Here is a 14,533-nt window from a genome sequence, read left to right on the forward strand (position 1 = left end):
GATTTTGCGCCCGTCGCGCAAGTCGCAGTTTGTGTGCGCCGCAATATCGACAGGGTTGATAAGGACTGCCTGTGTTCGGCCGATCACGGTTGATTATTTGCTCGTTATATCGGTCAGGCGCGACAAGCTTGCTCTACGACGACCGGGTCGGGTCGGTCAGCGGCTCGCCGTAGTGGCGATCGCCGTGCAGATTGGCGGCCAGAGGCGCGGTGGTGCGCTCGATCATGCGGTGGACGACCGGCTTGTCCGGTCCCTGGTGCAGAGCGCGGATGCCCTCGTTGATCGAGGCGTCGGCGTGGGTGATCCGCTGGTTGTGGCGGATGTAGTCCAGCCAGGTCGGCGTCTGGTATTTCTCGACCCAGACTTGGGGCTCGGCCAGGTCGCGCATCAGGTGCCACTGGCGCGCGCCGTCGCGGCGGCGGATGCGGCGCCGCTCGTCCATCAGGGCCAGGAAGGCGTCGATGTCCTCCTCGCGGATGCGATAGGCGATGGTGACGACCACGGGGCCGCTGCGCGGCTCGATGGCCAGGGCGGTCTGCGGCTCGGTCCAGCGACGCAGCAGGTCCATGTTCAGATTGGCGGTCGAGGGCAGGGGCACTTTCAGGCCGATCAGCACGCACAGCACCAGCACGCCCGCCGAGATCCCCAGGGCGACGTCGACGCCATAGGTCTGGGCCAGGCTGCCCCACAGCCAGCTGCCGCCCGCCATGCCGCCAAAGGCCGCCATCTGATACAGCGCCAGCGCCCGCGCCACGACCCAGCGCGGCACCGACATCTGCACCGTGACGTTGAAGCTGGACAGCACCAGCACCCAGCCCGCGCCCGCCAGCATCAGCGCCGGCAGGGTGACGGCCAGCCAGGGGATGTAGGCCAGGCCCAGGGCGGCCGCGGCAAAGACCAGGGCGGCGACACGGACGATGGTCTCGGTCTCGTATCTGGCGCGCAGCCGCCCGACGAACAGGGCGCCGCCGACCGCCCCGACCCCGAAGGCGCCGAGCAGCAGGCCGAAGATCAGCGGGCCGCCGCCGCCCTCGCGCGCGACGACGGGCATCAGGGCCTGGACCGCGCTGGCGCCGATGCCGAACACCAGGGCGCGCAGCAGCACCGCCGTCACGCGCGGCGACAGGAAGGCGTAACGCACGCCGCCCGCCATGGCCGCCAGCAGGCCTTCGCGCGGCAGGGTCTGCGCGGGCCGTTCGGGCTTCCAGCGGAACAGCACGACCAGCAGGCCGACGTAGCTGAAGGCGTTGACGGCGAAGGCCGCCGCCGCGCCCGCCGCCGCCACGATCAGACCGCCGATGGCCGGGCCGACGCTGCGGGCCATGTTGAAGCCCATGGAGTTCAGGGTCACGGCGCCGGCCAGATCCTCGCGCGGGACCATGTCGCCGACCGACGCCTGCCACGCCGGGCCGTTGAAGGCCGTGCCGCAGCCGATCAGGAAGGTGAAGGTCAGCAGCACCCACGGCGTGATCCACCCCATCCAGGTCATGGCCGCCAGACCGGCCGAAACCAGCAGCATGAAGGTCTGGGCCGCCAGCATGATCTTGCGCCGGTCCACCGTGTCGGCCAGCGCCCCGGCCGCCAGCGACAGCAGCATGATCGGCAGGGTGACGGAGGCTTGCACCAGGGCGACCATCTGCGCCGAGGCGATGGAGGTCATCATCCACGCGGCGCCGACCGACTGGATCAGGCCGCCGAAGTTGGTGACCAGGCTGGTGATCCACACCGCCCGGAAGATCGGGTGCCGCAGCGGCGCCAGAGCCGAGGGGCGCTCCGGCGGGACGGACGGCGGATTGGAAGGAGAGGCGTCGGCGGTCGAACTCATGCGGGGCGGCCCCTCGCATGGACGATACGGAACAGGCGGGAACCGACGACGACCATGCGGGCAGTCCACACGGCTTCGGCGGGGGAAGCAAGACGCGAAGCGGTCACTCTGAGTTCCGGATTATTGGCGTCGCGGGGGCGGCGTCGGGACGCTATAGGAAGGCCGTGACCGTCCCAGCCGTTCCCCCGATGTCGCCCTTGGCCCCCTTCACCGTCGCCGCCCTGTATCGTTTCGCGCCTGTGGCCGATCCGGCGGCGCTGCGCCTGCATCTGCTGGATCTGTGCGGGACCGAGGTGCGCGGCACGCTTCTGGTGGCGCATGAGGGGATCAACGGCACCATCGCCGGGCCTGAGGGCGCCGTCGCCCGCGTGATCGACGGCGTGCGCGCCTTGCCGGGCTTTGAGCGGCTGGAGCTGAAGTATTCGACGGCGCAGGCCATGCCCTTTCACCGCATGAAGGTGCGGGTGAAGGCCGAGATCGTCACCATGGGCCAGCCCGATATCGACCCGGTCGAGGGCGTGGGGACCTATGTCTCGGCTCAGGACTGGAACGCCCTGATCGCCGATCCGGACACCGTCATCATCGACACCCGCAACGACTATGAGGGCGAGATCGGCGCGTTTGCGGGCGCGATCCAGCCCAACACCCGCACCTTCCGCGAGTTCGCCGACTGGTTCAGGACCGAGGGCCGCGCCCTGCTGGACCGTCCGACGCCGCCCAAGGTCGCCATGTACTGCACCGGCGGCATCCGCTGCGAAAAGGCCACCGCCTTTCTGAAGGCCGAGGGGGTGCGCGACGTGCATCACCTTGAGGGCGGCATTCTGAAATATCTGGAGACGGTGCCGGAGCCGGAAAGCCTGTGGCGCGGCGAATGCTTCGTCTTCGATGAGCGGGTGGCCGTGGGGCACGGCCTGATCGAGGGCGACCATAGCCTGTGCCGGGCCTGCCGCATGCCGGTCAGCCCCGAGGGGCGTCGCTCGCCCCGCTATGTCGAGGGCGTGTCCTGCGACCGCTGCTGGGACGACCGCGATACGGCCCAGCGCGAGGGTTACGCTGAGCGGCAGAAGCAGATGGAGATCGCCCGAACCAGGGGTGTGGCGCATGTGGGGGCGACGCAGAAGGGTTAAGAGGCGCTTCTCTCTCTTCTCCGCCGTCATCCTCGGGCTTGACCCGAGGATCCAGCCTTGCCTCAAGCTGTCGTCGTATCGTGGCGCGCATTGATCGATCCCACATCGGCTAACCGGCGCGGGTCTGGATCCTCGGGTCAAGCCCGAGGATGACGGCATGTGTGGCGGTGGGGGGGGCGTATGTGGCGACGGACCAGTTGGATAGGGTCGCGGGCGGCGCCTGCCCATGTCATCCTCCCGGCCTCGCTTCAGTCAGGAGGCTCGCCCATGTCCGCCTTTCGTCCCGTCGAGCGTCTCGACACCCATGAGGTGGTCAATCAGGTTCCGCCGCTGGAGGACGTCGACCTGTTCGCCGGCGACAAGGCCCTGCATGACGCCGTACGCCATTGGGGCGGGGCGGGGCATGTCGAGCGACTGACCGATCTGGGCCGTCGCTGCGGCTCGGCCGAGGTGATCGATTGGGGCGTTCAGGCCAATCGGGTGACGCCGGTGCTGGACACCCACGACCGCTATGGCCGGCGTATCGACGAGGTGACGTTTCATCCCGCCTATCATCAACTGATGGATCTGGGGCTGGGCGCAGGCTTCGCCGCCGGCGCCTGGGGCGGGACGCCGAACGGACACCTGCTTCATGCTGCGATCCTGTTTCTGACGGGACAGGCGGACTCGGGGACCAGTTGCCCCATGACCATGACCTACGCCTCGGTCGCAGCGCTTCAGGCCGATCCGGCGGCGGGCGAGCCGTGGATCAGGGGCGTGCTGTCCGGCCGCTACGACCCGGCCGTGCGCCCGGCGGAGGACAAGGCGGGCGTGACGCTGGGCATGGCCATGACCGAGAAGCAGGGCGCCTCGGACGTGCGCGCCAACACCACCCGCGCCGAGCCGGTCGGCGAGGACGGCTGGTATAGTCTGACCGGGCACAAGTGGTTCTGTTCGGCGCCGATGTGCGACGCCTTCCTGACGCTGGCCTATGCGCCGGGCGGGCTGACCTGCTTCATCCTGCCGCGTTGGCTGCCGGACGGGACGCGCAATGCGGGCTTCCGCGTCATGCGGCTGAAGGACAAGATGGGCGACCGTTCCAACGCCTCGTCCGAGGTCGAGTATCATGGCGCCCTGGCCCAGCGGCTGGGTGAAGAGGGGCGGGGCGTCGCCACCATCATCCGCATGGTCCAGCACACGCGGCTGGACTGTGTGGTCGGCTCGGCGCTGCAGATGCGCGGGGCGCTGGCGCAGGCGGTGTGGCACGCCGCCCACCGCACCGTCTTCCAGAAGCGGCTGATCGACCAGCCGATGATGGCCGCCGTCCTGGCTGATCTGGCGGTCGAGAGCGAGGCGGCGACGGCGCTGTCGATGCGGCTGGCGGCGACCTTCGACGCCGACGACGCCGTGGGCCGCCTGCTGACGCCGGTGGCCAAATACTGGGTCTGTAAGCGCGCGCCGGGCATGGTCTATGAGGCGATGGAGGCGCTGGGCGGCGCCGGATATGTCGAGACCGGGCCGATGCCGCGCCTGTTCCGCCAGTCGCCGCTGAACGCCATCTGGGAAGGCTCGGGCAATGTCATCGCGCTGGACGTGCTGCGCGCGGCGGGACGCGAGCCGGATGCGGTCGAGGCCCTGCGCGACTGGCTGGCGTCGCAGGCCGGGAAGTCCGCCGATTACGACCGCTTCATCGCCGGGTTGGACGTGGCGACGAACGAGGCGGGGGCGCGGCTTGCGGTCGAACGTCTGGCGCTGGCGGCCCAGGCGGCGGCCTTGCTGGAGATGGACAGCCCCTCGGCCGAGGCCTTCATCGCGCTTCGTCTGCGCCCGCGCGGCATGGCCTACGGGGCCTATGAGGCGCAGGTGGATCAACGGGCGGTGCTGGAACGGGCGATGCCTGCCTGAGCGTCGAGAAAAAAGAGCGCCGGATAGGACGAAGGCCTCGCGGGGGCTCCGCGAGGCCTTCGGTGGTGGAGCTTAGCGGAGTCGAACCGCTGACCTCTTGCATGCCATGCAAGCGCTCTACCAACTGAGCTAAAGCCCCAGGCCGTATCGGCTTGGTCATGTCGTCGACCGGATCAGACCGAGGCGTCTGGAAAGGACGAAGGCCCCGCGGGCGTTCCGCGAGGCCTTCGATGGTGGAGCTTAGCGGAGTCGAACCGCTGACCTCTTGCATGCCATGCAAGCGCTCTACCAACTGAGCTAAAGCCCCGAACCTTTCGGTCGGTCCCGCCGGGGAGAGAATGTCGCCCCCCGGCGAGGCGCGGAAACTAGGTCAGGCCGTTTTGAAGATCAAGCGGGTCTGACACATTTTTTTCCGCTTATTTTTCCGAACCTTGACCCTTAGTCGTCGTCACGCGACGGCTTGGCCAGCTCTTCGTCGAGGTCATCGTCGTCTTCGTCTTCGATGAAGGGCACGGAATCATCGTCGTCGTCGTCCAGGACGTCGTCATCGTCGTCGCCGTCCGATGAACCCATGCCGGCGTCGTCCGCACCCGGTTCGCCGTCGTCGTCGTCCGGCGTCAGGATCGGCTCGTGGCCTTCCTGATCGATTTCGGGGGTGGAGCCTTCGGCGTCCTCTTCGTCCTCGTCGGCGTCGGCGGACTTGTCGGCGACCTGATCTTCGGCCTCCTCGTCAGCGGCGTAGCCGGCGCCGCGACGCACGCGGCGGCTGCGGACGGCTTCTTCCATCGGATCGAACTCGGTGTCGCACTTGGGGCAATGAGCCGGGCGACGGTTCAGATCGTAGAATTTGGCCTGGCAGTTCGGGCAGACCTGCTTTTGGCCCAGTTCGGGATTGGCCACGTGATTAGACCTTCGGCGGGTTTAAGGGAAAATTGGAAATCGGGCGGCTCCCTTGCCACCGGCGGGGGCCGCTGTCAAAAGCCTTCTTTTCCGCGCCTGCGCGGCTTTCCTGACATTCGGAGCCTGCATCAGGGTGAGCACTCCCCAGACCTTCACCGCGTCCGGCGTTTTCGACCTCGACTCCGGCCTTCGGGGCGTGGTTCGCGCGCCCGGCGACAAGTCGATGTCGCACCGGGCTCTGATCTTCGGCGGCATGGCCGAGGGCGTCACGGAAATCGAAGGCCTTCTGGAAGGCGACGACATCCTGGCCACCGGCCGCGCCATGCAGGCGCTGGGCGCCTCGGTCGAGCGGATCGGCGAGGGGCGCTGGCGGGTCGAGGGGCGCGGGCCGTTGCGCTCGCCCGCGACCGTCATCGACTGCGGCAACGCCGGGACGGGCGTGCGCCTGCTGATGGGCGCGGTCGCGGGCTATGATCTGACGGCGACGTTCGACGGCGACGCCTCCCTGCGCAAACGGCCGATGAAGCGCGTCACCGGGCCGCTGGCCGACATGGGCGCGCGCTTTGACTGGAACGCGGCCGAGGACCGGGTGCCTCTGACCCTGCACGGCGGCGGGCTGAAGGGCGTGACCTTCGTTCAGAGCGTGGCCTCGGCCCAGATCAAGTCGGCGATCCTGCTGGCCGGGCTGAACGCGGCGGGCGAAACCGTCGTGGTCGAGCCGGAAAAGAGCCGCGACCACACCGAACGGATGCTGCGCGCCTTCGGTATTGAGATTGAGGTGAGCGAGGAGGGCGCCGGATGGCGCATCCGTCTGCCGGGCGGTCAGACGCTGAAGGGAACGCACGTCGCCGTGCCGGGCGATCCGTCCTCGGCGGCCTTCCCCCTGGCGGCGGCCCTGGTGGTTCCGGGCTCCGAGGTGACGGTCGAAGGGGTGATGCTCAATCCCCTGCGCACCGGCCTGTTCCAGACCTGGATCGACATGGGTGCGGACCTGACCATCGCCAACCGCCGCATGGCCGGCGGCGAGGAGGTCGGCGACATCACCGCCCGTCATTCGGCGTTGAAGGGCATCGTGGTCCCGGAAGATCGCGCCGCCTCCATGATCGACGAATACCCGATCCTGGCCGTGACCGCCGCCTTTGCTGAGGGCGAGACCGTCATGCGCGGCATCGGTGAGATGCGCGTCAAGGAAAGCGACCGCATCGCCCTGATGGCGGCGGGCCTGACGGCCTGCGGCGTCCAGGTCGAGGAGGAGCTGGAGGGCTTCATCGTCACGGGAGGGCGCGTGAAGGGCGGCGCGACCGTCGACACCGCCCACGATCACCGCATCGCCATGAGCCATCTGGTGCTGGGTCTGGCCGCCGAACAGCCTGTCTCGGTCCGCGACCCCGAGATGATCGCCACCAGCTTCCCCGGGTTCGTCGAACTGATGAACGGACTGGGGGCGGACATTCAGACGAACCGTGACTGAAATCGCCCGGAAGTCAGGCTTCTGGTCCGGCGTCCAGTTGATGCTCATCGCCGTCTTCGTCGGCTGGTGCAGCTATAAGGGCGGGTCGGAGATTTGGCGTGCGCTTGAGACGGGGCTGCTGCGCCACGGCAAGGGGCCGGACGTGGCGCTCAGCGACAGGCCGCTTGTCTTCTGGGCGTTGAACGGCTTCTACGGGCTCTCGGTTCTGGCGGGCGGCGGTTTCGCTGTCTTCTGCCTGGCGTTGGCCTTTCAGGAAATGCGGAAGCGGGGCGCGCGGCGATGACAGTGCGGCCTTCTCTCCCGCGGCATGTCGTGTTCAAGGCGTTCGGCGCTGGTCTGCTGGTTCTGGCCGCGAGCTTCCTGTTGTTCGCGCTCGGCTTTTTCGCCGAAGGCATGCTGGATCTCGCCGACGGCCGCATGGACGGCCACGCCGCCCTGAACCTGTCGGAGGTGGTTGCGACCCATCTGTTCTGGCGCCGTATAGGAATCATGCTGGCGTCGAGCGCGGTTCTGCTGGTTTTCGGGCTCGGATGCTTCTGGGTCGCTTGCGTCCTGAAGCCGAAGCCGTGAGAAGCACGGGGCGCGGCAGCGCTGTGAAGGAATCCTGATTTGAACAAGAACCTGGTCATCGCCGTCGACGGCCCCGCCGCGTCCGGCAAGGGCACCATCGCCGCGCGCCTGGCCGCTCACTACGGCCTGCCGTATCTGGACACCGGCCTGCTGTATCGCGCCGTGGGGCTGGCGGTGCTGGATGCGGGCGGCGACCTGGGCGACGCGGAAGCAGCGGCCGAGGCGGCGCGGGCGCTGGATCTGGCTGCTCTGAGCGATGACCCGCGTCTGACCGATCGCGGCGCGGGCGAGGCGGCCAGTCGCGTCGCCAGCCATCCGGGCGTGCGCGCGGCGCTGTTGAAGCTGCAGCAGGACTTCGCCGCCCAGGCGGGCGGGGCGGTGCTGGACGGACGCGACATCGGCACGGTGATCGCGCCGGACGCCCCGGCCAAGCTCTATATCGCCGCCAGCCCCGAAGTGCGCGCCGAGCGCCGCTGGAAGCAGCTGACCGCGCGCGGCGAGGTCATCGCCTTCGAGGACATGCTGGAGGATATCCGTCGCCGCGACGCTCGCGACGCCGGTCGTGACGACGCCCCGATGGTGCAGGCGGACGACGCCGTCTTGCTGGATACGACCGATCTGGGTATAGAGGCCGCCTTCGATGCGGCCCGCCGTATCGTCGAGGCGGCGCGAGCCAGGGCCGGGATCTGATCCCGCCGGGCGAATCCAACGCTCCGATCTCCTCGACGGCCGCGGGCGTTCTGGCTTTTACGTATGTGCGCTTTCCCGCGCGCCTGGCCTCGTCTCGTGACGACCTGACTTCCTCTTCTTCACCCTTTCGCGCGCGTCCGCTCGGCCGTGCGCGTTCCCTTTTCATCAACCCCAAGAGTTTCCATGACTGAAACCCTCAACCCCACCCGCGACGATTTCGCCGCCCTGCTCGACGAACAGCTGCAAGGCCGCGACCTCGGCGAAGGCCAGGTCGTTCACGGCCGCGTCGTCGGCATTGAAAAAGACATCGTCATCATCGACGTCGGTCTGAAGACCGAAGGCCGCATCGCCATGCGCGAGTTCGGTCAGGGCGAAGGCGCTGTCCTGCCCAAGGTCGGCGACAACGTCGAAGTCTACCTGGAGCGCGTCGAGAACGCCCTGGGCGAAGCCGTCATCAGCCGCGACAAGGCTCGCCGCGAAGAAGCCTGGACCCGTCTGGAAGCCGTGTTCGCCGAAGGCCACCCGGTCAACGGCGCCATCGTCGGTCGCGTCAAGGGCGGCTTCACCGTCGACCTGGGCGGCGCCTCGGCCTTCCTGCCCGGCTCGCAAGTCGACATCCGCCCGGTGCGCGACGTCGGCCCGCTGATGGGCAAGGAACAGCCCTTCGCCATCCTGAAGATGGACCGTCCGCGCGGCAACATCGTCGTCTCGCGTCGCGCCATCCTGGAAGAAGCCCGCGCCGAACAGCGCACGGAGCTGGTCGGCCAGCTGCAAGAGGGTGAAGTCCGCGAAGGCGTCGTCAAGAACATCACCGACTACGGCGCGTTCGTCGACCTGGGCGGCATCGATGGCCTGCTGCACGTCACGGACATGTCGTGGAAGCGCGTGTCGCATCCGTCGCAAGTCCTGGCCGTCGGCGACACCGTCAAGGTCCAGATCGTCAAGATCAACCCGGACACCCAGCGCATCAGCCTCGGCATGAAGCAGCTGCAGTCGGATCCGTGGGACGGCGTCGAAGCCAAATACCCGGTCAACGCCAAGTACACCGGCCGCGTCACCAACATCACCGACTACGGTGCGTTTGTTGAGCTGGAAGCCGGCGTCGAAGGCCTGGTCCACGTTTCGGAAATGTCCTGGACCAAGAAGAACGTCCACCCGGGCAAGATCGTCTCCACCTCGCAGGAAGTGGACGTCATCGTCCTGGACGTCGACAGCGCCAAGCGTCGTATCTCGCTGGGCCTGAAGCAGGCTCAGAACAACCCGTGGGAGGCCTTCCTGGAGGCTCACCCGGTCGGTTCGACCGTCGAAGGCGAAGTCAAGAACGCCACCGAGTTCGGCCTGTTCGTCGGCCTGGACAACGACATCGACGGCATGGTCCACCTGTCGGACCTGGACTGGAACGTGTCGGGCGAAGAAGCCATCCAGCGTTACCGCAAGGGTGAGACGATCAAGGCCAAGGTCCTGGACGTCGACATCGAGAAGGAACGCGTCTCCCTGGGCGTCAAGCAGCTTGGCGGCGACCCGATGGAAGGCGACACCTACAAGCGTGGTCAACAGATCACCGTCACCGTTTCGTCGATCGAAACCGGCGGCATCGAGGTGAAGTTCGGTGAAGACGACGCGCCGGTCACGGCCTTCGTCCGCAAGTCGGACCTGTCGCGCGACCGCAACGAGCAGCGCACCGAGCGCTTCGCCGTGGGCGACCGCGTCGACGCCATGATCACGGCCGTCGACAAGGCCACGCGCCGCGTCTCGATCTCGATCAAGGCTCTCGAGATGAAGGACGAACAGGAAGCCATCGAACAGTTCGGGTCGTCTGACTCGGGCGCCTCGCTGGGCGACATCCTGGGCGCCGCGCTGAAGAACGCGTCGAAGGAATAGGTTTCTCCGTCTAACGGGAAACCAGGGGCGGCCGGAGCGATCCGGCCGCCCTTTTTCTTTGTGCGGCGCATCCGTGGGCGGCGCTCGGCCCGAGCCGTTCTGGGAATCGATCGCAGCGCAGGTCGGCTTTTTCTCTCACCGCGAGCCCCTTGCGCGGCGAAACCTGTCCGCGTCGAAAGCAAGAAACCTTCACGACGATACGTTTTGTCTCTTTCTTCCTGTGGCGACAGACGGTTAGGGTGTCGTCCCGGACGGTGAAGCCAAGGCGGGGGCCTGAATGATCAAGTCTGAACTGATCGAGAAACTGGCGGCTGAGAACCTGCATCTCACCCATGCTGAGGTGGAGCGGGTCGTGAACGTGATCCTGGGCTGTATGACAGAGACCCTGTCGGACGGCGGACGGGTCGAGCTTCGCGGTTTCGGCGCCTTCTCTGTACGTAGCCGCCCGGCGCGGACGGGACGCAATCCCCGCACCGGCGAGACGGTTGAAGTCCCGGCCAAGGCCGTGCCCTTTTTCAAGAGCGGCAAGGAACTGCGCGAGCGTTTGAACGCTTCCGGCGACGCCTGACCTCTAATCGAAAGACTGAAAGATCCCATGAGCCTGCTGACCGAGTTTCGGGAATTCGCCGCGCGCGGCAACGTCGTCGACCTGGCGGTCGGCGTCATCATCGGCGCTTCGTTCGGCAAGATCGTCACCAGCCTGGTGGATCAGGTGGTGATGCCGCCGATCGGCCTGCTGCTGGGCAAGGTCGATTTCTCCAAGCTGGAATGGGTCCTGGTGCCCGAAAATCCGGCGACCGAGGCGGTCGAGAAGGTGGCCATCCAGTACGGCGCCTTCATCAACACCCTGATCCAGTTCCTGATCGTGGCCTTCGTGGTCTTCCTGGCGGTCAAGGCGATCAACAAGATGCGCCGCGAGCAACCGGCCGAGCCGGAAGCCGCCGGCCCGACGCCGACCGAAGCCCTGCTGGCTGAAATCCGCGATGAACTGAAGGCGCGTCCCTAAGGGGACTTCGCTGCGAGGGCCGTGTCAGGCCCTCGCTTCCATCGCCTGACGGTGTGCGGGCGCCGGCGCCAGCCGCAGGGCGGCGCTGGCCCGCGTAGGCAGCGGCCGCAAACAGAACGAATAGTCGCCGTCATAGGGGGTGGGCCGCCAGCCCGCGTCCTGCATTCCTGCGTCGAAAGCGACATGGCAGTGGCCCCAGCCGCCTTCGCGCCGCGCGCGTTCCCCTAACCGGCCCAAGGCGCGCTGAAGCTCGGATGAGGCGACCTGCAATCGCATCTTGGCGGCGCCCAGGGCCGGCGCCAGGCGACGCAGGCTCTCGCACAGGGTCTGAATGGCCGTTCCGTCATTCTCCAGCGCAATCAGATCGATGATTTCGAGGATGGGCGGCTCCAGCGGAGTCTGTTTGTTCAGCATGGCGACGGCGAAGCCCGTGATGCGCCCGCCTTCCCTGTACGCCAGCGTCAGCGGCGGCACGGTCAGATCCGGATCCGACAGCCGCCATCGCATGACCGAGGGGCTGCGGTCGGCGGTCAGGCGTCCTTCGGCCAGCAGGGCCTGCCAGAAGCGCGCATAGTCTGATTGCTCGGACAGGTCGGGGTTCAGGCTCACCGTGGAAGGCAGGCGGCGCTCGGCCTGGCGCAGACCGCGCCCGCTGAGCAGGCGGGGCAGGGGCGACAGCTGCTCGCCCAGCAGTTGCGCCATCGCCGGGGCGTGCTCGACCACGCTGCGCAAGGCGCGCCCGCTGAGGCAGGCGGCCGGATCGATCATCCAGGACAGCTTCACCGCATGGGCGTCGGGAGGCCAGGGGATCATGCCGTGTCGCCTGTAGAGGGGGCTGGAGCGGGCGTTGGCGTTCAGCGTGTACCGGGCGAAGCAGGCGGGCTGGTCGAGGAAGGCGTCGATCAGGGCGCGACTGCGGCCCCGCTGCGCCGGAGGCACGACGATGGAATAGCCGGTGGCGCCGTGCAGGGCGCGGCCGTTCCACCAGAATCGCTGGATAAAGTTGCCGATGACGGCTTCAGCGCCCGCGCCGTGGTCGATCACCCAGCCATGCGGGGCGTCGATCTCGGGCGCCGCCGGATTGGCCATCAGCCAGCGCCAACCCGCTATCGAGCGTTCCGGCCACCAGACGCTGCGGTGCAGCCGATTGACGGCTTCCAGATCGGACGCATTCAGCGGTCGCAGCGGCATGGAGCGGCTCCTTGTGCAGGCTCAAGGAGTATTCTCGCAAAAAGTGTATAATGATATAATTGCTCTCTGTGCGAGAAGTATTTGGCCTTTGTGCGACGACCTGACGGCCGGATTTCGCCGTTAACGCTTGTTTGCAATCCGTGACCGTGCTGTTTCTGCACGCTTCCGCGCCCGTCGGGGGCGCAAGAGATGGAGCTTGCCGTTGAGCACGACGGACGCAGGGGGCGCGCTCGAAGCGCCACGCAAGACCTTTTTGGGTCACCCGCGGGGGCTGGTGATCCTGTTCTTCACGGAGATGTGGGAACGCTTCTCCTATTACGGAATGCGGGCGCTGCTGGTCATGTACCTGACCCAGCACTTCCTGTTCGGACCGGCCGAGGCGCAGGGTATCTACGCCGCCTACGCCGCCCTCGTTTATCTGATGCCGGTGCTGGGCGGCATGATCGCCGACAAATACCTGGGCGCGCGCAAGGCCGTGGTCATCGGCGCCGTACTGCTGGTGGCCGGTCACTTCACCATGGCCTTCGAGGGCTCGGGCGGTAAGGAAAGCCTGACCATCGGCGAGCGCACCTATCAGATCGAGGTCGTTGGCCGCGATCAGAACCGCACCATGTTCGCCGTCAACGGCGACGAGCGGGTCCAGATCTCCATCACCCCGGAAGGCGTGTCCAAGGTCGGCGCCGAACCGGCGGCGGCGCTGGCCGCCGACGCTGCGGCGGTCGCCGCGGCCGGCGAAGGCTTCCCCGCCTTCACCCCGACCAGCGGCTACAAGGTCGAGACCAAGCGCGACACCGCCTTCGGCGAGCCGGTCCTGTTCCTGGCCCTGTCGCTGATCATCATGGGCGTGGGCTTCCTGAAGGCCAACATCTCGACCGTGGTGGGGGCTCTGTATGAGCAGAACGACCCGCGTCGCGACGGCGGCTTCACCATCTTCTACGTCGGCATCAACCTGGGTTCGCTGCTGGCCACGGCCGCCTGTTCCTACCTGGGCTTCACCTACGGCTGGGCCTACGGCTTCGGTCTGGCGGGCTTCGGCATGCTGTTGGGGCTGTTGACCTTCCTGATCGGCGCGCCGTGGCTGGAAGGTCGCGGCGGACCGCCGGTTCCGCTCAAGGGCCGCGCCATCTTCGGCGTGCCGGTCGAGGCCTTCTTCTGGACTGCGGGCATCGTCGCCGTCTTCCCGATCTGGATGCTGATGCAGCGTCACGAGATCGTTCAGACCATCCTGATCCCGATCGCCCTGGTCACCTTCGTTTCGGTCGTCGGCTACACCGTCTTCCGTCTGAACGGCGCTGAGCGTTCGCGGATGCTGGTCGCCCAGGTGCTGATCTTCTTTTCGGTGCTGTTCTGGGCCCTGTTCGAGCAGGCGGGTTCGTCCCTGACCCTGTTCGCCGACCAGTCGACCCAGATGCCGAGCTGGTTCAACGCCGGCTACACCCAGATGTTCAACCCCGGCATCATCGTCATCGGCGGCCCGATCATGGCGGCCCTGTGGGTCTGGCTGGGCAAGCGCAACCGCGAGCCCTCGACCCCGGTCAAGTTCTCGGTCGCCCTGGTCCTGGTCGGCGCGGGCTTCCTGCTGCTGTCGTGGGCGGCGGCGAACAACTTCAATGAGTCGTTCCGCGTCCCGTTGATGATCCTGTTCCTGACCTACGCCTTCCACACCGTCGGCGAGCTGTGTCTGTCGCCGGTCGGCCTGTCGATGATCACCAAGCTGTCGGTGGCGCGCGTGGTCGGCCTGATGATGGGCGTGTGGTTCCTGTCGTCATCGGTGGCCCACATCGTCGCCGGCTGGATCGCCGCCGCCACCGCCACGGACACCGTGGCCGGCGTCGTCACCAACCCGGAACTGGCGCTGCAGACCTATGGCTCGATCTTCGGGACCATCGGCTGGACCGGCGTCGGCGTCGGCGTGGTGCTGCTGGCCCTGTCGCCCATCCTCAAGAAGGGCATGGCGGGCATCCACTGATCGCCTGATCGGTTGCTGA

At 67.3% G+C, this 14,533-nt stretch carries 13 protein-coding genes and 2 tRNA genes; 10 read left to right on the top strand and 5 right to left on the bottom strand.

The window, feature by feature from the left end:
• Positions 1–133 precede the first annotated feature (133 nt).
• Complete coding sequence (locus FM111_RS14925) at positions 134–1,825, bottom strand: MFS transporter (RefSeq protein WP_179205126.1); 1,692 nt, start codon at positions 1,823–1,825, stop codon at positions 134–136.
• A gap of 197 nt (positions 1,826–2,022) precedes the next feature.
• Between FM111_RS14925 and trhO the strand changes: the two genes are divergently transcribed.
• Positions 2,023–2,952, top strand: coding sequence for an oxygen-dependent tRNA uridine(34) hydroxylase TrhO (gene trhO, locus FM111_RS14930; protein ID WP_256968365.1), 930 nt, complete (start codon positions 2,023–2,025; stop codon positions 2,950–2,952).
• A gap of 267 nt (positions 2,953–3,219) precedes the next feature.
• Positions 3,220–4,836, top strand: a complete 1,617-nt coding sequence (locus FM111_RS14935; RefSeq protein WP_087141713.1) for an acyl-CoA dehydrogenase family protein — start codon at positions 3,220–3,222, stop codon at positions 4,834–4,836.
• A 63-nt stretch (positions 4,837–4,899) separates the two neighbouring features.
• Here FM111_RS14935 and FM111_RS14940 read toward each other — a convergent pair.
• The 3 genes from FM111_RS14940 to FM111_RS14950 form a co-directional block, all read right to left on the bottom strand.
• A tRNA-Ala gene (locus tag FM111_RS14940) sits at positions 4,900–4,975 on the bottom strand.
• A 92-nt stretch (positions 4,976–5,067) separates the two neighbouring features.
• A tRNA-Ala gene (locus FM111_RS14945) sits at positions 5,068–5,143 on the bottom strand.
• Positions 5,144–5,274: 131 nt separating this feature from the next.
• Positions 5,275–5,736: a TIGR02300 family protein gene (locus FM111_RS14950; RefSeq protein WP_087141714.1), complete on the bottom strand. Its 462-nt coding sequence runs from the start codon at positions 5,734–5,736 to the stop codon at positions 5,275–5,277.
• Positions 5,737–5,869: 133 nt separating this feature from the next.
• Between FM111_RS14950 and aroA the strand changes: the two genes are divergently transcribed.
• From aroA to mscL, 7 genes are all read left to right on the top strand, one after another.
• A complete protein-coding gene (gene aroA, locus FM111_RS14955) occupies positions 5,870–7,207 on the top strand; it encodes a 3-phosphoshikimate 1-carboxyvinyltransferase (RefSeq protein WP_256968355.1) in 1,338 nt (445 codons plus the stop codon).
• Positions 7,200–7,490, top strand: coding sequence for a hypothetical protein (locus FM111_RS14960; RefSeq protein WP_087141715.1), 291 nt, complete (start codon positions 7,200–7,202; stop codon positions 7,488–7,490). Before aroA ends, FM111_RS14960 begins: the two co-directional genes overlap by 8 nt.
• A gap of 29 nt (positions 7,491–7,519) precedes the next feature.
• Positions 7,520–7,777, top strand: coding sequence for a hypothetical protein (locus FM111_RS14965; protein ID WP_087141716.1), 258 nt, complete (start codon positions 7,520–7,522; stop codon positions 7,775–7,777).
• 39 nt (positions 7,778–7,816) lie between these two features.
• Complete coding sequence (gene cmk, locus FM111_RS14970; protein ID WP_087141717.1) at positions 7,817–8,467, top strand: (d)CMP kinase; 651 nt, start codon at positions 7,817–7,819, stop codon at positions 8,465–8,467.
• Positions 8,468–8,650: 183 nt separating this feature from the next.
• Positions 8,651–10,348 carry a 30S ribosomal protein S1 gene (gene rpsA / locus FM111_RS14975; RefSeq protein WP_087141718.1) on the top strand — a complete coding sequence of 566 codons (1,698 nt, stop codon included), beginning with the start codon at positions 8,651–8,653 and terminating at the stop codon, positions 10,346–10,348.
• Positions 10,349–10,625: 277 nt separating this feature from the next.
• Positions 10,626–10,916, top strand: a complete 291-nt coding sequence (locus tag FM111_RS14980; protein WP_087141719.1) for an integration host factor subunit beta — start codon at positions 10,626–10,628, stop codon at positions 10,914–10,916.
• A gap of 27 nt (positions 10,917–10,943) precedes the next feature.
• Positions 10,944–11,354: a large-conductance mechanosensitive channel protein MscL gene (gene mscL / locus FM111_RS14985; RefSeq protein WP_087141720.1), complete on the top strand. Its 411-nt coding sequence runs from the start codon at positions 10,944–10,946 to the stop codon at positions 11,352–11,354.
• A gap of 24 nt (positions 11,355–11,378) precedes the next feature.
• On the opposite strand, the gene FM111_RS14990 is transcribed toward mscL, so the two are convergent.
• A complete protein-coding gene (locus FM111_RS14990; RefSeq protein WP_087141721.1) occupies positions 11,379–12,545 on the bottom strand; it encodes a hypothetical protein in 1,167 nt (388 codons plus the stop codon).
• A gap of 202 nt (positions 12,546–12,747) precedes the next feature.
• Here FM111_RS14990 and FM111_RS14995 point away from each other — a divergent pair, with 202 nt between their 5' ends.
• On the top strand, positions 12,748–14,514 hold the full coding sequence (locus FM111_RS14995) for a peptide MFS transporter (protein ID WP_143276141.1): 1,767 nt from the start codon (positions 12,748–12,750) through the stop codon (positions 14,512–14,514).
• Positions 14,515–14,533: the final 19 nt, after the last annotated feature.

This window comes from Brevundimonas diminuta 3F5N (genome assembly GCF_900163625.1).
GTDB lineage: Bacteria > Pseudomonadota > Alphaproteobacteria > Caulobacterales > Caulobacteraceae > Brevundimonas > Brevundimonas diminuta_A.

Excerpts from the sequence above, each read along its gene's own strand:
- FM111_RS14925 (WP_179205126.1), bottom strand. The coding sequence starts at position 1,825 with ATGAGTTCGACCGCCGACGCCTCTCCTTCCAATCCGCCGTCCGTCCCG.
- FM111_RS14935 (WP_087141713.1), top strand. The coding sequence starts at position 3,220 with ATGTCCGCCTTTCGTCCCGTCGAGCGTCTCGACACCCATGAGGTGGTC.
- rpsA (WP_087141718.1), top strand. The coding sequence starts at position 8,651 with ATGACTGAAACCCTCAACCCCACCCGCGACGATTTCGCCGCCCTGCTC.
- FM111_RS14980 (WP_087141719.1), top strand. The coding sequence starts at position 10,626 with ATGATCAAGTCTGAACTGATCGAGAAACTGGCGGCTGAGAACCTGCAT.
- mscL (WP_087141720.1), top strand. The coding sequence starts at position 10,944 with ATGAGCCTGCTGACCGAGTTTCGGGAATTCGCCGCGCGCGGCAACGTC.
- FM111_RS14990 (WP_087141721.1), bottom strand. The coding sequence starts at position 12,545 with ATGCCGCTGCGACCGCTGAATGCGTCCGATCTGGAAGCCGTCAATCGG.